This window comes from Mycobacterium sp. DL592, assembly GCF_011694515.1.
Taxonomy (GTDB): Bacteria; Actinomycetota; Actinomycetes; order Mycobacteriales; family Mycobacteriaceae; genus Mycobacterium.
Map to the genome: position 1 here is coordinate 2176256 of NZ_CP050192.1, position 23399 is coordinate 2199654.

Below are 23399 nucleotides of genomic sequence, written 5' to 3' on the forward strand. Positions count from 1 at the left end.
GACTACGACGCTCCGGCGTCCTACGCGGCCGAGCCGCCACCGGTACCCCCGTCCGACGGCGGGCGGCGCCGCGGTGGCTGGGAGGGCGGTCACCGCAGCGAAGGCGGTCGCCGCGGCGTCAGTCTCGGCGTGATCGCCGCACTGGTCGCCGTCGTGGTGGTGGTCGCAGCGGTCATCGGCTGGCGATTCTTCGGCGGTGTGCTGTCACATCGGTCCACCGAAGCCGCCCAGCAGTGCCTGGCCGGAACAGCCAACATCCCGGTCGTGGTCGACCCGTCGATCGCCGACAACGTCACCAAGTTCGCCGAAAGCTACAACGCCAATGCGACGCCGGTTGGTGACCGTTGCGTCAAAGTCGTTGTCACCAAGGCGGATTCCGACGCGGTAGTCAACGGCTTCGTCAACCAGTGGCCCACCGACCTCGGTGAGCGTCCCGCCCTCTGGATTCCGGCCAGTTCGGTATCGGCGGCACGGCTGCAGGCCACCGCGGGCAAACAATCGGTGAGCGACGCCCGCTCCCTGGTCACCTCACCGGTGCTGCTCGCGGTGCGGCCGGCGCTGAAAACCGCCCTGGATCAACAGGGTTGGGGCGCGCTGCCGGGACTGCAGAGCAACCCGACGGCGCTGGAGTCACTCGATCTGCCCGGCTGGGGGTCGTTGCGGCTGGCCCTGCCGACCGCCGGTGACAGCGACGCCACGTATCTCGTCGCCGAGGCGGTCGCGGCGGCGGCCGCTCCCCCCGGGGCGCCGGCGACCGCCGGACTCGGCGCGGTCAACACGCTGATCGGCGGGCAGCCGAAACTGTCGGCGAACACCGCCGACGAGGCCTGGAAGGCGCTGCTGGCCTCCGGTGACGCCGCGGCCGCCCCGGTGCACGCGGTGGCCACCACCGAACAGCAGCTGTTCGCACGGTCGGCGTCGATCGCCAACGCCAAGGACAACATCGCCGGTTTCCTGCCGCCGGGCCCAGTCGCGCTGGCCGACTTCCCGACCGTGCTGCTTGCCGGAAAGTGGCTGTCGGAGGAACAGGTGAGCGCGGCCAGCGAGTTCGCCCGCTTCATGCGCAAACCCGAACAGCTCGCTGAACTGGCCAAGGCCGGATTCCGGGCCGAGGGCGCCACCCCGCCGGCCAACGACGTCGTCGGCTTCGGCCAGCTTGGCGCACCCCTGGCTGTCGGGGACGAATCGGTGCGGGCCACGCTGGCCGCCGCGCTGTCGGCACCGGCGACCGGATCGGCCACCACGATCATGCTCGACCAAGCGATGGCCGGTGACGAGGGCGGCAAGTCCCGGCTGGCCAACGTGGTGGCGGCGCTGGACGGCCGCCTCGGTGCGCTTCCGCCCAACGCGGCGGTGGGCTTGTGGACGTTCAACGGTGTGGAGGGTCGATCGTCGGTAAGCATGGGCCCGCTGTCGGATCAGCTTGACGGGCGGCCCCGCTCGGCGGTGCTGACCGATGCGCTCAACGGGCTGTCGTCCACGGGCGGCGGCGCGGTGTCCTTCACCACCCTGCGGCTGGTCTACGGCGACGCCGTGACGAATTTCCGCCAGGGCCAAGCGAATTCGGTTCTGGTAATCACCCAGGGCCCGCACACCGACCAGTCGCTGGACGGTCCGGGACTGCAGGCGTACGTCAAGTCCGCCGCCGACCCGGCCCGGCCGGTCGCCATCAACGTCATCGATATCGGCGACGACTCGGACCGCGCGACGTGGGAGGCGGTCGCCCAGATCTCCGGCGGCTCCTACCAGAACGTCGCGACCTCGGATTCACCCGATCTGGTCGCCGCCGTCAGCCAGCTGCTGTCTTAGTCGAGCGCCAGCAGCCGGCGCATCCCCGCGGTGAACTCGTCGGGAACCTCCAGCTGGGGGTAGTGACCGATACCGGCCAGCCTGATCACCTCGGCGGTCGGCCGCAGCTCGGTCAACCCGGCGAGCACCTCGGTGGTGGCCACCGGATCGCCGGTGGCCCATAGGAAACTCAGCGGCTTGGTCCAGTCCCGCACCGCGCCGTGCCAGCGCGGGGCGAAGCGGACCCGCTCGTCGAGGTAGGCGCACAGCAGGTGCAGGATCCGGTGCCCGTCGTCGCGGGCGAGCAACGCCCACTGCGCCTCGGCCTCTTCGGCGGTCAACGGGTGCGCCGCGCTGAACAGGCGGGCGAAGCCCCGCATGAAACCGCGCTCGTTGGTCAGCCGGGCGAACAGCGGACCCAGCGGCCCGCGCAGGATCTTCTGGCTCGGGCGCAGGCTGGCCCGCTCGAGGATGACACTGCCGTTGGTGAGCACAGCGCGCTGCAGCTCGAACGGCAACGCACCGGACAGGTCACGCGCCAGCAGCTCGGTGGCCACCGACGTACCCATGTCATGGGCCAGCAGCACCACCGGCCCCACACCGGCGTCGGCAACCACCTCGGCCACGATGTCGGCCTGTTCCAGCAGGCTGTAGCGGTGCGGGCGCGGCTTGTCCGACAGCCCGAACCCGAGGAAGTCCAGGGTCAGCCAGGGCTGGTCGCCGAGCCGGTCCACCACCCCGCGGAAGTCATACGAGCTGGACGGAAAGCCGTGCAGCAGAAGCACAGTCGGGCTTCCCTGGACCGCAGAGATGGCTGAGGACCGGACGAAGACCGAGCCCACGCTCGTTGCCACGAGCCGGCCCCCGTCTTGCCACTGGCGAACACTGGCAGGCAGCACGCCCAGGACGTTATCAGGCGAAGGCCTCCACCGGAGGGCACGAGCACACCAGGTTGCGGTCGCCGTAGGCGCCGTCGATCCGGCGCACCGGCGGCCACACCTTGGGCCGGAACGCCTTGCCCAGCGGGTAGGCCGCCTGCTCGCGGGTGTACGGGTGGGTCCACTCGTCGACGAGCAGGCACGCGGCGGTGTGCGGCGCGTTGTGCAGCGGGTTGTCCTCGGCGGGCCACTCCCCCGAGCCGACCTTGTCGATCTCGGCGCGGATGGCGATCATCGCTTCACAGAACGCGTCGACCTCGGCCAGGCTCTCGCTCTCGGTCGGCTCCACCATCAGCGTGCCTGCCACCGGGAAGCTCATCGTCGGCGCGTGGAAACCGAAGTCCGCCAGCCGCTTTGCCACATCGTCTACGGTCACGCCGGTGGCCTTGGTGATCCCGCGCAGGTCGAGGATGCACTCGTGGGCCACCATGCCGTTCTCGCCGGTGTAGAGCACCGGGTAGTACTCGTCGAGGCGGCGCGCGATGTAGTTGGCCGACGCGATCGCCGTCAGTGACGCATCACGCAGCCCACGCCCACCCATCATCCGGATGTAGGCCCAGGTGATCGGCAGGATCGAGGCCGAGCCGTACGGGGCCGCCGACACGACGTGGCCGTGCGGCAGCTCCTCGGCCAGCGGGTGGCCGGGCAGGTACTGGGCCAGGTGCGCGCGCACCGCGACCGGGCCGACGCCGGGGCCGCCGCCGCCGTGCGGAATGCAGAACGTCTTGTGCAGGTTCAGATGGCTCACGTCACCGCCGAACTTTCCCGGGCGAGCCAGGCCCACCAGCGCGTTGAGGTTCGCGCCGTCGACGTAGACCTGCCCGCCGGCATCGTGCACGGCCGCGCAGATGTCGGCGATGTCATGTTCGTAGACGCCGTGCGTGGACGGGTAGGTGATCATCAGCGCGGCCAGCCGCTCGGCGTGCTCGGCGACCTTGGCGCGCAGATCGTCGGGATCGACGTCGCCGTTGTCGCGGCAGGCCACCACGACCACCCGCATCCCCACCATCGCCGCCGACGCCGCGTTGGTGCCGTGCGCACTCGACGGGATCAGGCACACGTCGCGGTGGGTGTCCCCGCGCCCGACGTGGTAGTCGCGGATGGCCAGCAGGCCCGCGTACTCACCCTGCGATCCGGCGTTGGGCTGCAACGAGATTGCGTCATACCCGGTGACGGCGGTCAGCCAGCTCTCCAGGTCCGCGATCAGCTTACGCAGTCCGGGGGTGTCGCCCGCGGGGGCGAACGGGTGCTGGCGGCCGAACTCCGGCCAGGTGATGGACTCCATCTCCGCGGCGGCGTTGAGCTTCATGGTGCACGAGCCCAGCGGGATCATGCTGCGGTCCAGGGCGATGTCCTTGTCGGCCAGGCTGCGCAGGTAGCGCATCATCTCAGTCTCGGTGCGGTACCGGGTGAACGCCGGATGGGTCAGGAATTCACTTGTCCGCGAATCGATCTCGGGCCCGGAGTAGTCACCGGCCGGGGCCGCGCTGCTGCCCGATGTCGCCGCCGGTGCGGCTCCGAACGCTTCGAGCACCAGCGCGACCTGCTCGGCAGTAGTGGCCTCGTCACAGCTGACCGACACGTGGTCGGCGTCGACCCGCCAGATGTTGATGCCGCGCCCCTTGGCCTCGGCCTGCACCGCGGCGGCCCGGTTGGGCACCTGCACCAGCACGGTGTCGAAGAACGTGTCGTGGACGACCTCCACCCCGGCCGCGCTCAGGCCGGCGGCCAGGGCGCGGGCGTGGCCGTGCACGCGGCGGGCGATCCCGGTCAGCCCGGCCGCACCGTGGTAGCTGGCATACATCGCGGCCATGATGGCCAGCAGCACCTGGGCGGTACAGATGTTCGAGGTGGCCTTGTCGCGGCGGATGTGCTGTTCGCGGGTCTGCAACGAGAGCCGGTAGGCCGGTGACCCATCGGCATCCACCGACACCCCGACCAGGCGGCCCGGCAGCTGACGGGCGTGTTTGGAGTGCACGGCCAGATAACCGGCGTGCGGGCCGCCGAATCCCATTGGCACACCGAACCGTTGGGCGCTGCCGAACGCCACGTCGGCACCGATCTCACCGGGCGGGGCGACCAGCGTCAGCGCCAGCAGGTCGGCACCCAGGGCGATCAGCGCACCACGCTCGTGAGCCTGCTCGACAAGCTTGGACCAGTCCGTCACCCGGCCGCTGGCGCCGGGCAGCTGCGCGATGACACCGAAGAACTCACCCTCGGGCAAGCCGTTACGCAGGTCGGCGGTGACGACCTCGATGCCCAGTGGCTCGGCGCGCGTCGCCAGAATGGCGGCGTTCTGGGCGAACAGGTCGGAGTCGACGGCCAGCCGGTTCGACGATCCGCGCGAGGCACGGTGCATCAGCGTCATCGCCTCGGCGGCCGCGGTGCCCTCGTCGAGCATCGAGGCATTGGCGACCTCCAGGCCGGTCAGATCGGAGATCATCGTCTGAAAGTTCAGCAGCGCCTCGAGCCGGCCCTGGCTGATCTCGGGCTGATACGGCGTGTAGGCGGTGTACCAGGCCGGGTTCTCCAGGATGTTGCGCAGCAGCACCGGCGGGGTCAGCGTGTCGTAGTAGCCCTGCCCGATCATCGACACGGCGATGGTGTTGGTGTCGGCCATCGCCCGCAGCTCGGCGAGCGCCTCGTGTTCACCGGCCGCGGGAGGCAGCCGGTCCAGGCCCGGCGCGGTGCCGTCGGAGCCGAGCGCGTCGAGAATGTTGGCGGGCAGCGCCTTGGCGGCGAGTTCGTCGAGGCTCGCCACACCGATGACCTCGAGCATGGTCGCCACCTCGTCGGAATCCGGTCCGATGTGGCGGTCGGCGAAACTGGGCTGGGTGTGGTCGGACATCGGGGACTCCTGACTAGGGCGGACGCAGCCGTCAGCGGCGTCCTCTCCCTCTGTCGTCGACCCGTGCCGGGTGCCTGAGAGATTCGGCGCCCCGATCAGGCGCCTTTCCCCATGGGCGGGTGACCTGCGGTCACCACTTTCCAGAGGCATCGTGGCCATGCGCGGTCCGGGGGCCTGAGAGGTTGACGGAGAGGTATTGCTCCTTCGGCGTCCGTGACTGGCTGTCACGAAACTCTCCCGCACAAGGGCGATGCAGGCTCGATTCTAGCTGTGCGCAGGCCCGCGGGCGCACCGGCGGGCAGGTGTCGGCGTCAGCCGATCTTGCGGTCGCGGCTCTTGCGGCGCGAAGCGAGCTCATCTTCCGGCGAGGCGATCGACTCGCCGCCGTCGGCCCGCTCGCCGGGGAAGTCGGCGATCGCGCCGGAAAGCTCCCGCATCGCACCGCTCACGGCGATTCCGAACACGCCCTGGCCGCCCTGCAACAGGTCGACCACCTCTTCGGCCGAGGTGCACTCGTAGACCGTGGTGCCGTCGGAGAACAGGGTGATGTTGGCCAGATCTTGTACGCCGCGCTGACGCAGATGGTCGACGGCGACCCGGATGTTGTGCAGCGAAATGCCGGTATCGAGCAGACGTTTGACGATCTTGAGGACCAGGATGTCCTTGAATGAGTACAGCCGCTGGCTGCCGGAGCCGGCCGCGCCGCGGATCGACGGGACCACCAGTGAAGTGCGCGCCCAGTAGTCGAGCTGGCGGTAGGTGATACCGGCGATCTGGCAAGCGCTCGGCCCGCGGTAGCCCACGAGTTCGTCGGGCACCGAGTCGTCGGGGAACAATCCGGCCTGCACCGGCTCGCTCACCGGACGCAGCGCGCTGTCGTCCTCGAAGCGGCCTGCGGAATCGGAAAGGCCCGCGCCAGCAAGATCCAGCTGTCCCTGACGTGGCTGCTCGTCCACGATGTTCCTCTCGCCGTTCGAACCATGGCCCGCTGACCACTCCGCACCGCGTTTGCCCAAGTCCGAGTGGTACGAGCATACGCTTCTCGACGGGCGGTCGTGCTCGTCGTCGTGATCAAAGTATGGCCGCCGCCGGGCATGCTCCCCGGCATCCGGCGCGCGTGTCGAACCCCCGCCGACCTAGATGAGACGCATCCGTGATCTTGACCGGCAGCCTAGTACCGCTCAGGTCGCCTTGAAATCATCCGGTGAGACGCTGTCGAGAAACTCCTTGAACTTCTCGACCTCGTCTTCCCGCACGGCCCCGCTGGACTCCTCGTCGCCCTCGTCGGGAATCAGCAGGCCCGCTTCGGCGAGCACCGACTCCTCGACGTAGATCGGCACGCCCACCCGCAGCGCGATCGCCACCGAGTCCGACGGGCGCGCCGAGACCTTGATATCGCGATCGAAGATCAGGTCGGCGTAGAACGTGCCCTCCTGAAGATCCACGATCCGCACCTCCTTGAGCGAATGTCCAAGCGCGGCAATGAGATCTCGGATCAGGTCGTGGGTGAGCGGCCGGGCCGGCTCGTGGCCCTGCTGCTCCAGCGCGATGGCGGTGGCTTCCGACTGGCCGATCCAGATGGGCAGGTAACGGTCCCCGTTGGACTCGCGCAGCAACAGAACCGGCTGGTTCTGCGGCTGCTCAACGCGAATCCCGACTACACGAACCTCACCCATTTGTGTCTTACCTCCGAGCTGGTTGTGCCGTCGGTTCCGAGTCTAATCCTCAGCGATCCAGAACGTCGCGTACAGCTGACTTGATCAGCGAGGTGTGCAACGTGATCGCCAGGGCGGCAACCTCGCGGGCCAGGTCGTCGGCACGGTCGCGCGCCCCGGTCTTACCCGCCTTGCCCACCGGGCCGGCGATCTGGGCGATCAGGTCCGACTGGCGGTCGGCAGCGGAGCGGAACGCACGCAGGTGGCGCGGCTCCACCCCGTAGTCGCCGAGCGCCTGCGCGCACTGGGCGATCACCACCGCGTGCTCGTCGAAGAAGCCGCCCGGGCCGGTCGTGATCACCCCGGCCTTGCACAGGGCGCTCAGCAACGAGTCGTCCACACCCGAGCGGGCCAGCACGTCCTCGCGGCTGAGCCGCACCTGGACCCGGGTCACCGCCGCCGCGCCGTCGCCGCCATGCTCGGACACCTGCACCAATCGCGGTACGCCATAAGGGGATCCGGTCGGCGGCAACTCGCCGTCAGGTGACGCGTCGAGCTGCTCCTTGATCACCTTCAGGGGCAGGTAGTGGTCGCGCTGCGCGGTCAGGATGAACCGCAACCTCGCACAGTCGTAGGCGGTGAACCGTCGATACCCCGATCCGCTGCGCTGCGGCGTGACGAGACCCTCAGCTTCCAAGAACCTGATCTTGGAGATCGTCACGTCCGGGAAGTCCGGTCGTAGCAGGTCCAGGACCGCTCCGATCGACATCCCGGCAAGCGCGGGAGTATCGGGGGCGGTCACTAGCTTCCTGGACCGCCTTCGTCGTCGGCCGGCTTGGGTCCGGTCAGGAACACCAGGCGGAACTTGCCGATCTGGACTTCGTCGCCGTTGGCGAGGGTGGCCGAGTCGACGGGTTCACGGTTGACGTAGGTGCCGTTGAGGCTGCCGACGTCGACGACCTGGAATTCGTTGCCGTCCAACCGGAACTCGGCATGGCGGCGGCTGACGGTCACGTCGTCGAGGAAGATGTCGGAGTCGGGGTGCCGCCCGGCCGAGGTGGTCGGCTGGTCGAGCAGGAATCGCGAACCCGCGTTGGGGCCACGCTTGACGACCAGCAGAGCGGAACCGACCGGGAGGCCTTCCACCCCGGACACTCCGCTGTCGCTGCCTGAGCTCGCCGGGGCATCCAGCTCGTTGAGGAAGTCGGCGCGGAAGACGGATGTCGTCTCCACGGTGACTTCGTCAGACACCTGGTCTGCCCCAGAGTTCTGGTCCTTGTCCGTCACCCGCTGCTCCTCACTGGCTGCCGTGGCGATACCTGGCGGGCAGTTCCACCAGGCGCCCGTCCGCCTTCATCATCACTTCCGTCGACCGTACCGCGCGGTGGTCGACGATGTGCCCACCACCGCCGGATCGGTGGCTGGCAGGCACCCTAACAAGCTCATTCCGTCACTGTGCCCCGATAGGCGTCCGCATCGAGCAGCGCCGCCAACCCCTGCTCGAGGGTATCGCCGTCGACCTCGAGGTCCAACAGCCACCCCTGCCCGTAGGGGTCGGAGTTCACCAGCGCCGGGTCGGCGTCCAGATCGCCGTTGACGGCAATTACTTTCGCGGTCACCGGCGCGAAAAGGTCCGACACCGACTTGGTGGACTCGACCTCGCCGAACGCTTCACCTGCGGTGACCTCTGTGCCGACGTCGGGCAGCTGGACGAAGACGACGTCGCCCAGGGAGGACTGTGCGAAGTCGGTGATCCCGACCCGCACGACGCGGTCACCGGTGACACGCACCCACTCGTGCTCGGGGGTGTAATGCAGGTCGGCTGGGATTTCGCTCACAGTGCTCCTTTGAGAACGCTCATTTGACGGGCTGAGCGTATTGGCGTGCTTTCGGTTGCCGCAAGGTGGTGATGTCCACACGACTGGTTTGCGACACCGTCATGCTCCCCCCGACCCGTTCGACGCTGTCGACCGCGCCGCCGGGAATGTTCATCGCCGCGGCCAGCGTCGGTGGATCGCCAATGGCCAGAACGGAATACGGCGGGCTCAGCGTGAGGTCGTCGATCTGCAGCGCGCCAGGGGTCCCGACCACCCAGGTGTCGACGCCGACGCGGACCGCTTGCGAGCCCGCGCGGATCTCCATGGCTTCGGCGCCGGCGGCCCGCAGTTCGTTGATGACGTCGAGCATGGTGTCGGGCGCCACGCCGGGCCCGGGGTCGTTGATGGTGATGCTCACTCCCGGGCCGGTGGCCGCGACGGTGCCGATCAGGATCGACAGGGCGGCAAGTCTGGCCTGGGCGTTCTGGATGGCGGCCTGATCGCTGCTGCCCGCGGCCTGCATGGCGGCCAGGTTCCGCTGCAGTTCGGCCACCTCGGTGTTCAGTGCGGCTTCGCGCTGCTGTAGCGAGTCGAGCAGCACCAGCAGATCCGCCGGGCGGGCGGTCTCCAGCGCGTCGCCGGACTCGGTCTGGCGGACCTGGGTGACGATCGCGATGCCCAGCACCAGGCACAGCACCACCCCGAGCGCCCCGAACACCACCTGCGAGCGGGTGCGCCGCGATTCCCCCTCGGTCATCTCAGGCTCCGAACAACCTGCGCCGCAAGGCCGCGGCGTTGCCGAAGATGCGGATACCGAGCACCACGATGATCGCCGTGGACAGCTGGGTGCCCACCCCGAGCTGGTCGCCGACGTAGACGATCAGCGCGGCCACCAGGACGTTGAACACGAACGAGATCACGAACACCTTGGCGTCGAAAATCTTCTCGAGGTAGGCCCGCAGGCCGCCGAACACGGCGTCCAGCGCCGCCACGACAGCGATCGGCAGGTAGGGCTGGATGACTTCGGGGACGCTCGGATGGAACACCAGGCCCAGCACGATGCCGACGACGAGCGCCGCGATTCCGATCATGTCTGCCTCATATTCCCCGGGTCGCTCCGCTCCTGCCCGCCGATCCAGCTTCTGATTCCTAGGGCCCGATCTGCTTCGCAAATTTAATCTCCCGAACCGGACCCGCGGGCAGCGACAGGCCGTCACCGCTGCTGACTGTGACCCCTACCCGGTAGGACGCCTCGAGTAGCCGCAGCCGTTGCAGCCCCGAACTGCGCTCGAAGGTTTCGCGCATGGTGTTCGGCGGCCCGATCGCCAGGATCTTGTAGGGGCTGGCGATCGGATGGTTGTCCACCAGGATCGCGCCACCGGCCTGCCGGATGGTCACGTTGGGCCCGATCCGCACGCCGCCCACCGAAATCGCTTCTGCCCCACTGGCCCACAGCGCATTCACCACCAGCTGAAGGTCGCGGTCGAGGATGACCTGACGGCTGCCGGGGACCCGCTGTTTTGAGACGTCGGTCAGATCGCGCCCGACGTTCGGGTCGGTCAGTGTGATGTCGAGACCGGGCCCGATCACCGGGGTGGTGCCCGCCGACAGGCTCAGCCGGTCCAGACCGCTCAGCAGCTCCCGGCCAGTGGCGTCGTCGCGAAGTTCCCGGCGCTGGATGTCGTCGGCCTGGGCGGCCAGGGCATCGCGGCGCTGGGTGAGCTGATCGGTGTTGGTCTCGGCCGAGCGCACACTGGCGGCCAGCACCTGCTGGGCGGCGCTGACACCGGGGGCCGTCGAGCGGGCCTGGGCCACCGCGGCGGCGAACACCACCGCGATCAGCAGCGCTGCTACCGCCTGCCACAGCCGGTCGACCGCGGGTGCGCGGGTCTGCCCCTGCTGTCGGCGGGCAGCCGCGGCGGCATACCCCGGGTCGAGGTGTTCGGTCAGCAGGGACCGCAGCAGCGACGGCAGCGGGATACGGGCGGCATGGTCGATCTCGCTGGCGGGCAGGCCCGCCTGCGGGTCGTAACCGCCGAGGGCGGGATCAGCCTGTGCGGGCATCGCGGTCGGCATCGCGGTCGGGATTGTGTCGCGGCAACGTGCGGACGACGAGGCGCACCTGAATGAGGTAGAGCACCGCCGACCACAGATACATCCCCATGCCCCAGATGACGAAGCCCCAGCCGATCGCGCCGATCACCCGGCTCCACGTCGCGTCCCACTGACCCAGCAGCACCAGGGGGAAACCGGACATCAGGGCGAACGTCGCGGCCTTGCCGATGTAGGTCACCGGGAGTGCGGCCAGCCCGCGGCGGCGCACCACCGGGAGCGTCGCGGCCAGCACCGCGTCGCGGCCCACCAGCGTGCCGACCACCCACCACGGGACGACGCCCGAAAACCCCAGCCCCACCGGGACGGCGACCATGTAGATCCGGTCGACCAGCGGGTCGAGCAGCGCGCCCAGCCGGGAGGACTGGTTGTCGACCAGCCGGGCGATCTTGCCGTCAGCCCAGTCGGAGAACCCGCTGAACATCAGGATCGCCACCGCCCACCCATAGGCGTGGGTGACCAGCAGCAGGTACAGGAACACTGGGACCAGGACGAGGCGGATGACCGACAACACGTTCGGGATGGTCAGCACCCGGTCGCCGGCGCGGTCCGTCATGGGATGAACCTAACGGAACACTCCGGGCAGGCTCAGCGCCGACAGCGTGTCGTCGTTGAGCGGGTTGTCGTGAACCATGTACGTCCACGTCGAGGTGGGCCGGGCCAGCTTGGACAGGTCCAGGCCCTGCTCCTCCTCCAGGACGTTGGCCGTCTCGAATGTCTGCTGCGCGGCTTCGATGGCGTCGGCGGCCAGATGCCCGAACGCGTCGACCGCCATCCGGTGGAACTCATCGAGCGGGTTCTGCCTGCCCAGGGCGCGCAAGTGGATGCTCTCCCTGATGTCGGACAGGTAGGCCAGGTGGTCGGCCCACCCGCGGTCGAGGTGGAACAGCATGATGTCGCGGCAGATCTTCTCCAACCGCTCCTCGGTGACCTTGTCCGCGAGCGTCTCGTAGCGCTCCGGCGAGAGCTCCTGCAGTTCCTCGCGGGCGGCCGCCGTGCTCAGCAGGGTGTTGCGCCGCTCGACGATGATCGAGCGCTGCTGGGCGATGAGCTGGTTGTAGCGCCAGGTGTTGGCGTGCACGTCGAGCAGCCGGCCTTCGGCGACCCGCTGGGCGTGGTCGAGCAGCGAGGCGGCCTTCGGGCTCGAGATGCGCCCCGTGTCATCGGTATCCAGCGGCAGCTTGCCCCGCTCGACGTGGGAGGTGACGACGTCGTCCTCCCAGCTGGCGAAGAACGCTGTCGACCCCGGGTCGCCCTGGCGGCCCGCACGACCGCGCAGCTGGTTGTCCAGCCGCTCGGTGTTGTGCCTGCCGGTGCCGATGACGTGCAGCCCGCCCAGGTCGGCCACCTTGTCATGGTCGGCTTCGTCGGACCCGCCGAGCCGGATGTCGGTACCGCGGCCGGCCATCTGGGTGGACACCGTCACCGCGCCGAGCTTGCCCGCCTCGGCGATGACGGCGGCCTCTTCCTCGTCGTTCTTGGCGTTGAGCACCACGGCCGGCACACCGCGGCGCACCAGCCGCTCGAAGAGTTCCTCGGATTCGGCGACGTCGTGGGTGCCGACCAGGATCGGCTGGCCGGTGGCGTGGACCTCGATGATGTGCTCGATGATGGCTTCGGTCTTTGCCGCGGTGGTGATGTAGACCCGGTCGGGCTGGTCCTCGCGAACGTTGGGGGTGTTCGGCGGGATCGGTGACACACCCAGCTTGTAGAACTGGCGCAGCTGCTCACCGGCGGCCAGCGCGGTGCCCGTCATCCCGCACACCGTCGGATACCGGTTGATCAGCGCCTGCACCGTGATGGTGTCGAGCACCTCGCCGGTCTCGGTGGTCTCGATGCCCTCCTTGGCCTCAACGGCCGCCTGCAGGCCGTCCGGCCAGCGCTGCAGCTGGGCGATGCGCCCGCGGGAGGAGTTGATCAGCTGCACCGCACCGTTGCGCACGATGTAGTGGACGTCACGCTGCAGCAGCACATGTGCGTGCAGGGCGACGTTGACCTCGGTCAGGACCGTGCCGACATGCTCCTCGGAGTACAGGTCGATGCCGCCGAGGGCCTTCTCCAGCTTCTGGGCGCCCGCCTCGGTGAGGTGGACGTTGCGGCTGTCCTCGTCGGTGTCGTAGTCCTGCCCCGCCTGTAGCTCGCCGACCAGGCGCACGATGTCCAGCTTCGGCGTCTCGCGGTGCGTGGTGCCGGCCAGCACCAACGGAACCAGCGCCTCGTCGACGAGCACCGAGTCCGCTTCGTCGATCAGTGCGACGTCGGGGTTGGGTGAGACCAGATCGGCGACGTCGGTGACCAACTGGTCGCGCAGCACGTCGAAGCCGATCTCGTTGACCGAGGCGTAGGTGACGTCGCAGGCGTAGGCGGCGCGGCGCTCTTGCGCGGTGGAGTCTTCGGTGATCCAGCCGACGGTCAGGCCCATCGCCTCGATCAGCGGTCCCATCCATTCGGCGTCGCGGCGGGCGAGATAGTCGTTGATGGTGACGACGTGCACGTTGCGCCCGGCCAGCGCGTACCCGGCGGCGGCGATGGCGCCCGAGAGGGTCTTGCCCTCACCGGTGGCCATCTCGACGACGTCGCCGGCCATCATCCGCAGCGCGCCGAGCAGCTGGACGTCGAAGGGGCGCAGCCCGGTCGCCCGTTCGGCAGCCTCCCTGGCGATGGCCAGGAACTGCGGGATGTCGGCGGAGCCGGCGAGTTCGTCGAGTTCGAGGAGCTCGGCGGCCTTGCGCAACTGCTCGTCGTCGAGTCCTTTGGCCTTGTCGTCGAACTCGGCTGAGGCGTCCACCTCGGCCATCGACTCGGCTTTCGTCTTTTCCGTGCTCGCCCCGAGCAGGCGCCAGAAGCCGCGGCTGAGGCGGTTCGGCCCCGCCGTGGTGGTCTTGCTTTTCTTCGCCACGGGTCAACGGTACCGGCGGCGCAGCCGACGGCTGTGACGGCTAGCCCGGTTCACCGGAAATTCGCGCGGCGCGGCGCGGCGGCGGGCAGGCCCGCATAATCTGCGCAAGTACTGTGGGGCGACCGAGGCTGACTTTTTGCTGGCCATCTCGGATGCTCGGACGCCTTCCCCCGCGACGCGGGGGTAGGTTGCCGGAAAGCCACCGGACCGGAGTCGCCTGCGACGCCGCCGCGGGAGGAGAACGCGTTGGAGATGTACACGCCGTCCATGGACTGGGGGCACGAACTCGTGCCCTCGTTGTTGTGGATTCTCAAAGCGTGGGCGATCAGCGCCGTCGTCAGCATGGTGATCCTCGTGTTGCTGGCGCGCTACACCGTGTGGGGCAGGCAGTACTGGCGGATCACCGGCGACTACTTCAAGGGCCGGCAGAGCATCAAGGTGTGGGTGTGGATCGCGGCGCTGCTGTTGTCCGTGGTGATCTCGGTGCGCCTCAACGTGCTGCTCAGCTATTACAGCAACGACCTGTTCTCTGCGCTGCAGACGGCATTCCAGGGTGCCGGCGCCGATAACGCTGAGCTGCGCGACTCCGGTGTCAAAGGCTTCTGGCTCGCGCTGATCATCTTCGCGATCCTGGCAACCATCTACATCAGCCGGGTGATGCTGGACATCTACCTGACGCAGCGGTTCATCATCCGCTGGCGCATGTGGTTGACCGACCGGCTGACCTGCGACTGGCTTGACGACCACGCCTACTATCGGACGCGTTTCACCGACTCCGACATCGACAACCCCGACCAGCGCATCCAGATGGATGTCGACATCTTCACCGCCGGGGTCGGCGCGTCGCCGAACACCCCGATGATCGGCACGTCGAGCATGTTGCTGTTCGGGGCGATCGACTCGCTGATGACGGTGGTCTCGTTCACCGTGATTCTGTGGAAGCTGTCCGGCCCGCTGACGGTCGCCGGCATCACCCTCGGCCACGCCCTGTTCTGGGTCGTCCTGGTGTACGTATTCTTCGCGACGGCGATCGCGTTCTGGATCGGCCATCCGCTGATCCGGCTCAGTTTCCGCAACGAGCTGACCAACGCCGTGTTCCGCTACGCGCTGGTGCGGTTGCGCGACGCCGCCGAGGCGGTCGGCTTCTACCGCGGTGAGGACGCCGAACGCGGTCTGCTGCGCCGCAAGTTCGCCGAGATCATCGAGAACTACAAGCGGTACGTGAACCGGACGATCGCGCTCACCGGCTGGAACCTGACGATGAGCCAGATCATCAACCCGCTGCCGCTGATCATCCAGGCGCCCCGGCTATTTGCCGGTCAGATCAAGCTCGGTGACGTCACGCAGTCCTCGAGTGCGTTCGGATCGATCCACGACTCACTGTCGTTCTTCCGCAACGCCTACGACTCGTTCGCCGCCTACCGCGCGGCGATCATCCGTCTGCACGGGCTGGTGGAGACCAACTCGGTGGCGCGCGAGCTGCCCAAGCTGACGACCGTCGACAGCCACGACGGCTCGGTCGAACTGCAGCGGGTCGAGGTCCGCACCCCCAGCGGGGCGCAACTGATCGACCCGATCGACCTGCGGCTGGAGCCCGGCGAAACCCTGGTGATTACCGGGGCTTCCGGCGCCGGCAAGACCACCCTGCTGCGCAGCCTGGCCCAGATGTGGCCATACACCTCGGGGACGTTGCGCCGCCCCATCGAGGACCACTCCACGATGTTCCTCTCGCAGATGCCCTACGTGCCGTTGGGTGACCTGCGCACCGTGGTGTCGTATCCGGCCAACTCCGGTGAGATCCCCGACGAGCAGCTGCAGCGCGCGCTGACTCAGGTGGCGTTGTCACACTTGACGATTCGCCTCAACGAGGTCCAGGACTGGGCCAAGGTGCTGTCCCCGGGCGAGCAGCAGCGGATCGCCTTCGCCCGGGTGTTGCTGACCCGGCCGAAGGCGGCCTTCCTCGACGAGGCCACCTCGGCCCTCGACGAGGGCTTGGAGTTCGCGCTCTACGACCTCATCCGCACCGAGCTGCCCCGGACGATCCTGGTCAGCGTCAGCCACCGCAGCACCGTTGAACAGCATCACCAGCGGCATCTGGAGCTACTCGGCCAGGGCGAGTGGCGGCTCGGCCGCATCGAGGGAACCGAACCGGCCAGAGTCTGATCTGACGGCCAGGAGTCACCCCCATGGAGATGTACAAACCCTCCCTGGACTGGAGCAACGAGATCCCGCACTCGCTGCTGTGGGCAGCCAAGGCGTGGGCGATCAGCGCGGTGCTCGCCGTCCTCGTGCTGGTGCTGCTGGCCCGCTACACGGTCTGGGGTCGTCAGTTCTGGCGTGTCACCGGCGGATACTTTCGCGGCCGCGCCAGCTGGGTGGTGTGGGTCTGGCTCGGCGTGCTGCTGCTCTCCACGATGATCGCGGTGCGCCTGGACGTGCTGCTGAGCTACTACAGCAATGACCTCTACTCGTCGCTGCAGGTGGCCTTCGAGGGCGCCGGCGCAGGCAACACGGCGGTCCGAGACTCGGGAGTCAACGGATTCTGGCTTGCCATCCTGACTTTCGCGCTGATCGCGACGGTCTACATCAGCAGGCAGATCGTCGACATCTACCTCATGCAGCGGTTCATCATCCGCTGGCGCGTCTGGCTGACCGACCGGCTGACCGGCGACTGGCTCGGCGAGGAGGCCTACTACCGCGGCCGGTTCATCGAGAAGCCGATCGACAATCCCGATCAGCGAATCCAGATGGACATCGACGTCTTCACCACATGCACTGGCGCAGAGACGAATACGCCGACTGTCGGCACGTCGACCACGCTGCTGTTCGGTGCGATCAACTCGTTGGTGTCGGTAGTGTCGTTCACCCCCATCCTGTGGGGCCTGTCGGGCCCGCTGACCTTCTTCGGCATCACCCTTGGCCATGCGTTGTTCTGGCTGGTGCTGGTCTACGTCGCGGTGGCCACCGTCATCGCGTTCTGGATCGGCAAGCCGCTGATCCTGCTGAGCTTCCGCAACGAGCTGACCAATGCCGCGTTCCGCTACGCGCTGGTGCGGTTGCGCGACGCCGCTGAGGCGATCGGGTTCTACCGCGGGGAGACCGCCGAACGAACCATCCTGGGCTCGCGGTTCGCCGCGATCATCGCCAACTACCGGGCCTATGTGGTGCGCAGCCTCTACCTGCTGGGCTGGAACCAGACGATGAGCCAGATCATCACGCCGCTGCCGCTGGTGGTCCAGGCACCTCGGTTGTTCGCCGGGCAGATCACCTTCGGTGATGTCTCCCAGTCCTCGAGTGCTTTTCTCAACATCCATGACTCGCTGGCGTTCTTCCGCAGCGTCTACGACTCGTTCGCCGCCTACCGCGCCACCATCATCCGCCTCGACGGCCTGGTCGACGCCAACGAGCGGGCACGTGAGCTGCCACGCCTGGACGAGTCCGAAAATGCCGACGGTACAGTCGAATTGCGCGATGTCCGGGTATGCCGGCCGAACGGCGAGATCCTGATCGACGGTCTCGACCTTCGGCTGGAGCCGGGCGAGGCGCTGGTCATCACCGGGCCATCGGGGTGCGGTCGCACCACCTTGCTGCGCAGCATCGCCCGGCTCTGGCCCTACAGTTCGGGCACGGTATGCCAGCCCGGCGGGGCGCAGACGATGTTCCTGTCCCAGGTGCCCTATGTCCCACTCGGCGACCTGCGTGCAGTGCTCACCTATCCCGCCACCGAAGGGGGCATTCCCGCCGAGCAACTGGTGGCGGTTCTCGACGATGTCGCGCTGGGCCACCTCGCCGGACGGCTCAACGAGGGTCAGGACTGGGCCAAGGTGCTCTCCCCCGGTGAGCAGCAGCGCATCGCCTTCGCCCGGGTCCTGCTGACCGGACCGAAGGCGGTGTTCCTCGACGAGGCGACCTCGGCGGTCGACGAGGGCCAGGAGTTCGCGCTGTACCGGCTGCTGCGCAACCGGTTACCGGACTGCATCGTGGTGTCGGTGACGCACCGCGCCACCGTCGAACAACACCATCAGCACCATCTGCGCCTGCTCGGCGGCGGGGCCTGGGAGCTCGACCGCAGAGCCGATCCGGTGGGCGTCTGAGCATCAGGGCCACACCGGTTTACGGTGCGGCGGCGAGGGCGAACCCGTCGCCGCGGGCGGTGACGGTGAAGGCGTGCGGCGCGGCGAAATGGGCGGGCAGCAGCATCGCGTGCCGCTCGACGGCCGCCTCGAGGATCTGTCGCCGGCTGGCCGCCGACAGTTCGGCGTCGAAGCAGAAGGCGCTGCTCCAGTCGGGCTGGTAGGCCTGTAGCGCGGTGTGCATAGCGTCGCCGGAGAACAGGGCACGGCCCCGCGAGCCGGTGAGCCAGCCGACGCTGTGCCCGGGGGTGTGGCCGGGGTTCGGTTCCAGGTGCAGGTGGTCGTCGACGTCGACCCCGTCGCCGTCCCACAAGAGCACCTGGCCGCGGTCGAACACCGGCTTGACGGAGTCCTCGAACACGTTGGCGTTGAACCCGGGATCGCTGGGGCCGGGTTCCGCCGGGTTCCAGAACTCGTACTCGGTTCGGTTGATGTAGTAGCGCGCATTGGGGAAGGTGGGCACCCACTGCCCGTCGACCAGCGTCGTGTTCCAGCCCACGTGGTCGGCATGCAGGTGGGTGCACACCACGGCGCCGACCTCGTCGGGGGTGATGCCGGCGGCCAGCAGCTGCTGCAGCCAGTCGGTGTCGAGCATGCCGATGTTGGGCGGGGTGCGCTGCTTGTGGTTGCCGTTGCAGGTGTCGACCAGGATCGTCGTCTGCGGTGTGCGGACAGCCCAGGTGTGCATGCTGAGCAGGATGCGATCGGACTCGGGCACCAGCAGTTGCGCCACGGTGTCGGGTCCGAGTTCGGCTACGCTCTGCGCGTCGAATGCGGGTACGACCAGACCGGCGGGCACGGCGATCCCGTAGCTCTCCTCGATCCGCGCGACGGTGACGTCGCCGAGGTCGATCACACTGTGGCCCTACGCATTTCAGGCTCGCACATGCCGGGCTGCGTGGGCTCCGGCCCGCCTGCCGAAGAATGAGCCCTCGCCGAGCTGGGTGCCGCTGGAGTAGCCTTTGCCGTCCTGTGCGATGTTGGAGGCGCAGGCGCCGGCGGCATACAAGCCGGGCACGACGCTACCGTCGGCCTGCTGGACCTCGCCGTCGACGGTGGTGGCCAGCCCGCCCATGGTGAACCCGGAGTACATCGCCCGGCCCAGCGAGAGGTCGAACACCGCGTAGGGACCCTGGTCCTGGGCGGCGAGGTATTCGGGTTGCTTGTGGAAGTCGGGGTCCTCGCCCTTGGCAGCGAAATCGTTGTAGCGCGCCAGGGTGGCCGCCAGGTTGCCGGCCGGAATGCTCAGTGCGGTCTCGATCTCCGCGACGGTCTCGTATCCGTCGAGGAACTTGATCAGCGGCATCTCCGGCATCTCGGTGTGGGCTTCGTCGACGATGAGATAGGCCACCTGCTCCGGCTGCTCGAGGACGAAGGCCGAGGTGCGCGAGTGGTAGGAATCCTCGGTGACGAACCGCTTGCCTTGCGCGTTGACGATGACCCCGGTCAGCAGGACCTCCGGCGGGTAGGCGGCGGCGGTGATGAACTTCTCGTCCATGAATTTGGCTGCGCCGCCGACTGATTCACCCAACTTGATACCGAGGCCGTCGTCGTTGGGATTGCCGAGGATGTACGGCGCGACGAGTCCGTGGTGCTTGGTCTTGCGCGGCTGGCCGAGTTCGGGAGTGTGGGCGGCCACCATGTCGGGATTCATCACGAACCCGCCTGCGGCGATCACCACCGCCTTGGCCTTGATCGCTCCGGTCTCGGTGAAGCGCTTCCACCGCACGCCGACCACGGCGCCGTCGTCGACCACCAGATTGGTGGCACCGGTCTCGTAGAGCACCGTCACGCCCAATTCGTCGGCCCGCTTGACCAGCAGGTCGATCACCATGGATGCGCCGCCGAGCTCACCGGGCACCGGAACCGAGTGGCCGCGGGGTGCCGGCTTGGCCTGCTCGCAGAACGGCCACACCTTCTCGTTTCCGGTGTAGGACAGGCCTTCGGTACCCGGCGGGACGACCACCTTGCCCGGATAGAAGCTGCGCTCGAACTCGAAGCCGAGATCTTCGAGCCAGTCGAAGTGCTCGACGCTGCCGTCGCAGTAGGCGCGGATCTTGTCGAGTTCGGGGTCGCGGGAGACCGCGACCAGGTACTTGTACATCTCGTCGGCGGTGTCCGGATGACCGGTGGCGATCTGGACGCCGGTGCCTCCGCCGAGGTAGAAGTGCCCGCCGGCCATCGAGGTGGTGCCACCAGCGGCGGCGGCCTTCTCGAGTACCAGCACCCGCGCACCTTCAGCGGCGGCGCTGACCGCCGCGCACCCGCCTGCGATTCCGAAGCCGAGAACCAGTACGTCGACCTCGTCGGACCACTCGGTCACCTCGGATGCGTCCACGGTCGCGGGAATGTCGAGGCCACTCATCGTTGCTGCTCCTGTTTCACATGGTCGAAGAACGCCTGCATTTCCGTTGGGATGTAGGCGATTTCCAGATAGGGCACCCCGGCCGCGGCGTCGGACACGTAGGCGAACTTCATCCCACCGGCCATCTCGCCCTGCGCGACGATGGTCGAGACCGAGGCGGCCTGTGCCAGTGCCGCGTCGAAGTCCGCGGTCTCCCGGCAGATGTGGTGCAGGCCCGGTCCGCTCTCGGCGAGAAACTCGGTGTAGACGCTGTCGCCGCCGGTCGGGGCGATGATCTCCAGCTGGGTGTCCCCCGCGTAGCTCAGCGAGATGTCGGCCCGGTAGTCGGCCGGTTCACCGCGATGGATGCAGGTGTCCGGGCCGAAGTGCACGTCGGGCATCCGGAACCATTTCTTCGCACCGAGCAGCGCCGACAGCGCCGCCTCGGTGGCGCTGAGATCGCTGGTCACCCAGGCAATCTGGACAGGTGTCTGATTTGTCATCGCTACGAGGATATCGCCGTGCCGCGCGCATGGCTAGAACGTGTTCTAGTTGGGCTGCACGCCGCTGAGCAAGCCGACGATGAGCCGGATCTGCTGGCCGAAGAGCGCGTCGGTGTCGGTGAAGCTGTCCGCGCCGTACTGGCCGAAGACCTCGAGGCAGATCGCTCCCACGACCGCACCCCATACCGTGGTGCACCGCACCATCAGCGCATCGTCGCCGGGAAAGTCGAACTCGACTCGAAGCTGGTGCAGGTCTGCTGAAAGTGGCTGTGCCACAGGGTTGTCGGTGCGTGCGATGGCGCCGGCGGTCACGCCTTTGCCCACCGCGTCGAACAGGGCGCCGACCACCCTGGTGCCGGGGCCGATCGTCAGCTCCGGCGGTGCGTGGTAGCCCGGCACCGGGCTGCCGTACAGCAGCGCCCAGCAGGCCGGTTGGTCTAGGGCCCATCGGCGCATCGCGTGGGCGATGGCCGCCACCTCGGCCCGCCAGTCGCCGTCGACGCGGCCGCGGGCCTGCTCGACGCAGTCGGCGAGTTCGGAATAGGTCGCGACCAGTAACAGCGTGAGCAGTTCGTCGCGGCTGGCGACATAGCGGTAGACCGCCGAGGACGCCATGCCCAGATCGCGCGCGATGGCCCGCACCGACAGCCCGGCCGCCCCCTCGGTGCTGAGCTGACGGCGGGCGAGCTCGAGGATCTCCGCCTCGATGCGCTGCCGGGACTCCAGTCGCTTGCCCATTCGCACAGTCTGACACGAAAAGAGATCACTGCTCTTGTTTCCCCGGCCGCGGCGTGGCACGCTAAACGAGAGCACTGCTCACACTTCTACCGAGGAGGCCCCATGACCACTCACTACGACCGGCCCACCATCGCCGCCCGCTGCTTCAACACCGTGATCCGCCACCTCGCCGAACTGGGCGTCAGCGTCGCAGGCACCCGAGCGCTGCGGGTTCGCGGCCGGACCAGCGGCGTCATGCGCGGTGTCGTGGTCAACGTGCTGCGCGTCGACGGCACCGACTACGTCGTCTCCCCGCGCGGAAACACCCAATGGGCCCGCAATGCGCGGGCGGCCGGCACGGTCGAAGTGGGCCCGCGCTGGCGGCGCCGGACGGTACCGGTGACCGAGGTCGCCGACGCCGCCAAACCGGCGTTGCTGCAGCGCTACCTGGACAGGTGGTACTGGGAAGTCAAGGGGCACATCGCCGGGCTGACCCCGACGTCGACCCCCGAGGAGATGCGGACGGCGGCACCGTTGATCCCGGTGTTCGCACTGGCATCCGCATAGCCGCTTCGCGAGACGGAACTGACGCAGCGACAGTGCGGTGTTTCTGCGTCAGATCACTCCCGCGAAACGGGCGGCCCTCACCCCTGCTGGGAAGCGGCGACGCTCACGACACCGCCGACGTCCTCGCGGACCTGCTGGCCGGTGGCCTGCCAGGACACTGCGGCGGGCAGCGCACCCCAGGTGCTGTTGAACAGCCCCACGATCACGGCCTTGTTGTTGTCGACGAGCATGTAGACCGGGCCACCGGAGTCGCCCTTCTTGCTGACCACACCGTTGTTCATGGTGAACCAGCCGTTGTTGACCCGCTCGATGGCCCCGCAGCTCTCGCCGGTGATGACGCCGAAGTGGCAGACCGGCTGGCCCACCGCCATGGCCGGGGCCGGGTCGGCGACCAGTTGGCGGCCACCGGGAAGAACATTGTTGACCGTGACGTCGGCGGCCAGTCCGATGGTCTCGTAATCGGAGATCACCTGATCAGTCCGGACCACTGAACCGTCGGGGGTGTTGTCCCGGAACGTCGAGACCATGCCGATGAATCGGCCGTCCTTGTCGGTGACCGGCCCGCTGCCGCGGCAATGCCCGGCCGAGAATGCGATGCGCTGGACCGGATCGACATAGCCCAGGGTGCACACATTGCTGTCCTGGTGGATCTCCATGCCGGGGTAGACAACGACGCCGGGGTCGGCCTGCGCCACGGGGGCGAAAGTCGAGCACAGCGCTGCGGTCAACGCCGCAGCGACGGCATATCGCAGAGGTAAGCGGGCCACCTTACTCCCCGATCGCTCGGCGACCCGTCAACGACGCGGTCGCAATAGTGTGTCGACTTTGTATCGGCGTAGCTCGCCGATCGTTACCAACGCACTATTGCGTACCCGCGTCGTTCCCGCAGGAATCCCGGTTAAGGGATGGTGACGACCTGACCGACGTTGATCAGGTCCGGGTTGGCGATACCGCTGGCGGCGGCGATCTCCGGGTAGCGGTTGCCATCGCCGTAAAACCGTTGCCCGCGAAGGGAACTCCGACGGCGTGCTCGGAGGCGGTGACCAGGAACCAGCCGGGATCGGCGCTGCTGCGCAGG

The 23399-nt window shown here is 68.1% G+C and carries 21 protein-coding genes, 1 pseudogene and 1 riboswitch; of the genes and pseudogenes, 4 read left to right on the forward strand and 18 right to left on the reverse strand.

Going from position 1 to position 23399, the window contains the following annotated elements; genetic code table 11:
* Nucleotides 1-1809: substrate-binding domain-containing protein (locus tag HBE64_RS10555; RefSeq protein WP_167101334.1), on the forward strand; the 1809-nt coding region annotated here is incomplete at its 5' end.
* Here HBE64_RS10555 and HBE64_RS10560 read toward each other — a convergent pair.
* The 12 genes from HBE64_RS10560 to secA2 form a co-directional block, all read right to left on the reverse strand.
* Nucleotides 1806-2687 (reverse strand): alpha/beta fold hydrolase, encoded by an 882-nt coding sequence (locus HBE64_RS10560; RefSeq protein WP_167101337.1) that lies wholly within the window; start codon nt 2685-2687, stop codon nt 1806-1808. The two genes, HBE64_RS10555 and HBE64_RS10560, sit on opposite strands and share 4 nt — an antisense overlap.
* A 13-nt stretch (nt 2688-2700) precedes the next feature.
* Entirely contained in the window at nt 2701-5574 is a 2874-nt protein-coding gene (gene gcvP / locus HBE64_RS10565; RefSeq protein ID WP_167101340.1) for an aminomethyl-transferring glycine dehydrogenase, read from the reverse strand.
* A gap of 152 nt (nt 5575-5726) precedes the next feature.
* Nucleotides 5727-5824, reverse strand: a riboswitch (glycine riboswitch).
* Nucleotides 5825-5885: 61 nt separating this feature from the next.
* Nucleotides 5886-6530, reverse strand: a complete 645-nt coding sequence (locus HBE64_RS10570; RefSeq protein ID WP_208300619.1) for a MerR family transcriptional regulator — start codon at nt 6528-6530, stop codon at nt 5886-5888.
* A 225-nt stretch (nt 6531-6755) separates the two neighbouring features.
* Nucleotides 6756-7250, reverse strand: a complete 495-nt coding sequence (locus HBE64_RS10575) for a bifunctional nuclease family protein (protein WP_167101347.1) — start codon at nt 7248-7250, stop codon at nt 6756-6758.
* 49 nt (nt 7251-7299) lie between these two features.
* Nucleotides 7300-8031 (reverse strand): MerR family transcriptional regulator, encoded by a 732-nt coding sequence (locus tag HBE64_RS10580; RefSeq protein ID WP_167101350.1) that lies wholly within the window; start codon nt 8029-8031, stop codon nt 7300-7302.
* Nucleotides 8031-8516 carry a glycogen accumulation regulator GarA gene (garA, locus tag HBE64_RS10585; protein WP_167101353.1) on the reverse strand — a complete coding sequence of 162 codons (486 nt, stop codon included), beginning with the start codon at nt 8514-8516 and terminating at the stop codon, nt 8031-8033. Before garA ends, HBE64_RS10580 begins: the two co-directional genes overlap by 1 nt.
* 155 nt (nt 8517-8671) lie before the next feature.
* The gene (gene gcvH, locus HBE64_RS10590) at nt 8672-9067 is read right to left on the reverse strand and encodes a glycine cleavage system protein GcvH (protein WP_167101356.1); all 396 of its coding nucleotides are present in this window, start codon (nt 9065-9067) and stop codon (nt 8672-8674) included.
* Nucleotides 9068-9086: 19 nt separating this feature from the next.
* Nucleotides 9087-9803, reverse strand: a complete 717-nt coding sequence (locus HBE64_RS10595) for a DUF881 domain-containing protein (RefSeq protein WP_167101359.1) — start codon at nt 9801-9803, stop codon at nt 9087-9089.
* Nucleotide 9804: 1 nt separating this feature from the next.
* Nucleotides 9805-10137 (reverse strand): small basic family protein, encoded by a 333-nt coding sequence (locus HBE64_RS10600; RefSeq protein WP_059019068.1) that lies wholly within the window; start codon nt 10135-10137, stop codon nt 9805-9807.
* Between the two features lie 58 nt (nt 10138-10195).
* A complete protein-coding gene (locus HBE64_RS10605; protein WP_167101362.1) occupies nt 10196-11122 on the reverse strand; it encodes a DUF881 domain-containing protein in 927 nt (308 codons plus the stop codon).
* Nucleotides 11094-11714, reverse strand: coding sequence for a CDP-alcohol phosphatidyltransferase family protein (locus HBE64_RS10610; RefSeq protein ID WP_167101365.1), 621 nt, complete (start codon nt 11712-11714; stop codon nt 11094-11096). The genes HBE64_RS10605 and HBE64_RS10610 overlap by 29 nt, the downstream gene beginning before the upstream one ends.
* 9 nt (nt 11715-11723) lie before the next feature.
* Nucleotides 11724-14057, reverse strand: coding sequence for an accessory Sec system translocase SecA2 (gene secA2 / locus HBE64_RS10615; protein WP_167101368.1), 2334 nt, complete (start codon nt 14055-14057; stop codon nt 11724-11726).
* 246 nt (nt 14058-14303) lie between these two features.
* Here secA2 and HBE64_RS10620 point away from each other — a divergent pair, with 246 nt between their 5' ends.
* Both HBE64_RS10620 and HBE64_RS10625 read left to right on the forward strand, forming a co-directional pair.
* Nucleotides 14304-16220, forward strand: a complete 1917-nt coding sequence (locus tag HBE64_RS10620; RefSeq protein WP_371744140.1) for an ABC transporter ATP-binding protein/permease — start codon at nt 14304-14306, stop codon at nt 16218-16220.
* A 23-nt stretch (nt 16221-16243) separates the two neighbouring features.
* Nucleotides 16244-18151, forward strand: a complete 1908-nt coding sequence (locus tag HBE64_RS10625) for an ABC transporter ATP-binding protein/permease (RefSeq protein ID WP_167101374.1) — start codon at nt 16244-16246, stop codon at nt 18149-18151.
* Between the two features lie 19 nt (nt 18152-18170).
* Here the strand turns inward: HBE64_RS10625 and HBE64_RS10630 are convergent, their stop codons facing one another.
* The 4 genes from HBE64_RS10630 to HBE64_RS10645 are packed head-to-tail and all read right to left on the reverse strand — an operon-like array spanning nt 18171 to nt 21775.
* Nucleotides 18171-19046 (reverse strand): MBL fold metallo-hydrolase, encoded by an 876-nt coding sequence (locus HBE64_RS10630; RefSeq protein WP_167101377.1) that lies wholly within the window; start codon nt 19044-19046, stop codon nt 18171-18173.
* Nucleotides 19047-19064: 18 nt separating this feature from the next.
* Nucleotides 19065-20555, reverse strand: coding sequence for an FAD-binding protein (locus tag HBE64_RS10635; RefSeq protein ID WP_167101380.1), 1491 nt, complete (start codon nt 20553-20555; stop codon nt 19065-19067).
* Nucleotides 20552-21037: a VOC family protein gene (locus tag HBE64_RS10640; RefSeq protein WP_167101383.1), complete on the reverse strand. Its 486-nt coding sequence runs from the start codon at nt 21035-21037 to the stop codon at nt 20552-20554. Before HBE64_RS10640 ends, HBE64_RS10635 begins: the two co-directional genes overlap by 4 nt.
* A gap of 45 nt (nt 21038-21082) precedes the next feature.
* Nucleotides 21083-21775: a TetR/AcrR family transcriptional regulator gene (locus HBE64_RS10645; RefSeq protein ID WP_167101386.1), complete on the reverse strand. Its 693-nt coding sequence runs from the start codon at nt 21773-21775 to the stop codon at nt 21083-21085.
* 102 nt (nt 21776-21877) lie between these two features.
* Between HBE64_RS10645 and HBE64_RS10650 the strand changes: the two genes are divergently transcribed.
* Nucleotides 21878-22321: a nitroreductase/quinone reductase family protein gene (locus HBE64_RS10650; protein ID WP_167101390.1), complete on the forward strand. Its 444-nt coding sequence runs from the start codon at nt 21878-21880 to the stop codon at nt 22319-22321.
* Nucleotides 22322-22398: 77 nt separating this feature from the next.
* Here HBE64_RS10650 and HBE64_RS10655 read toward each other — a convergent pair whose 3' ends face one another.
* Both HBE64_RS10655 and HBE64_RS24915 read right to left on the reverse strand, forming a co-directional pair.
* Nucleotides 22399-23088: a hypothetical protein gene (locus HBE64_RS10655; protein WP_371744142.1), complete on the reverse strand. Its 690-nt coding sequence runs from the start codon at nt 23086-23088 to the stop codon at nt 22399-22401.
* 131 nt (nt 23089-23219) lie between these two features.
* A pseudogene (locus HBE64_RS24915) lies at nt 23220-23324 on the reverse strand (LysM peptidoglycan-binding domain-containing protein); the annotation flags it as partial.
* Nucleotides 23325-23399: the final 75 nt, after the last annotated feature.

What these genes read in the sequence shown, in the direction of transcription:
- HBE64_RS10640 (WP_167101383.1), bottom strand. Translation starts at nt 21,037, where the DNA reads ATGACAAATCAGACACCTGTCCAGATTGCCTGGGTGACCAGCGATCTC.
- HBE64_RS10610 (WP_167101365.1), bottom strand. Translation starts at nt 11,714, where the DNA reads ATGACGGACCGCGCCGGCGACCGGGTGCTGACCATCCCGAACGTGTTG.
- HBE64_RS10650 (WP_167101390.1), top strand. Translation starts at nt 21,878, where the DNA reads ATGACCACTCACTACGACCGGCCCACCATCGCCGCCCGCTGCTTCAAC.
- gcvP (WP_167101340.1), bottom strand. Translation starts at nt 5,574, where the DNA reads ATGTCCGACCACACCCAGCCCAGTTTCGCCGACCGCCACATCGGACCG.
- HBE64_RS10645 (WP_167101386.1), bottom strand. Translation starts at nt 21,775, where the DNA reads ATGGGCAAGCGACTGGAGTCCCGGCAGCGCATCGAGGCGGAGATCCTC.
- HBE64_RS10605 (WP_167101362.1), bottom strand. Translation starts at nt 11,122, where the DNA reads ATGCCGACCGCGATGCCCGCACAGGCTGATCCCGCCCTCGGCGGTTAC.
- HBE64_RS10625 (WP_167101374.1), top strand. Translation starts at nt 16,244, where the DNA reads ATGGAGATGTACAAACCCTCCCTGGACTGGAGCAACGAGATCCCGCAC.
- HBE64_RS10600 (WP_059019068.1), bottom strand. Translation starts at nt 10,137, where the DNA reads ATGATCGGAATCGCGGCGCTCGTCGTCGGCATCGTGCTGGGCCTGGTG.
- HBE64_RS10595 (WP_167101359.1), bottom strand. Translation starts at nt 9,803, where the DNA reads ATGACCGAGGGGGAATCGCGGCGCACCCGCTCGCAGGTGGTGTTCGGG.
- HBE64_RS10575 (WP_167101347.1), bottom strand. Translation starts at nt 7,250, where the DNA reads ATGGGTGAGGTTCGTGTAGTCGGGATTCGCGTTGAGCAGCCGCAGAAC.
- HBE64_RS10635 (WP_167101380.1), bottom strand. Translation starts at nt 20,555, where the DNA reads ATGAGTGGCCTCGACATTCCCGCGACCGTGGACGCATCCGAGGTGACC.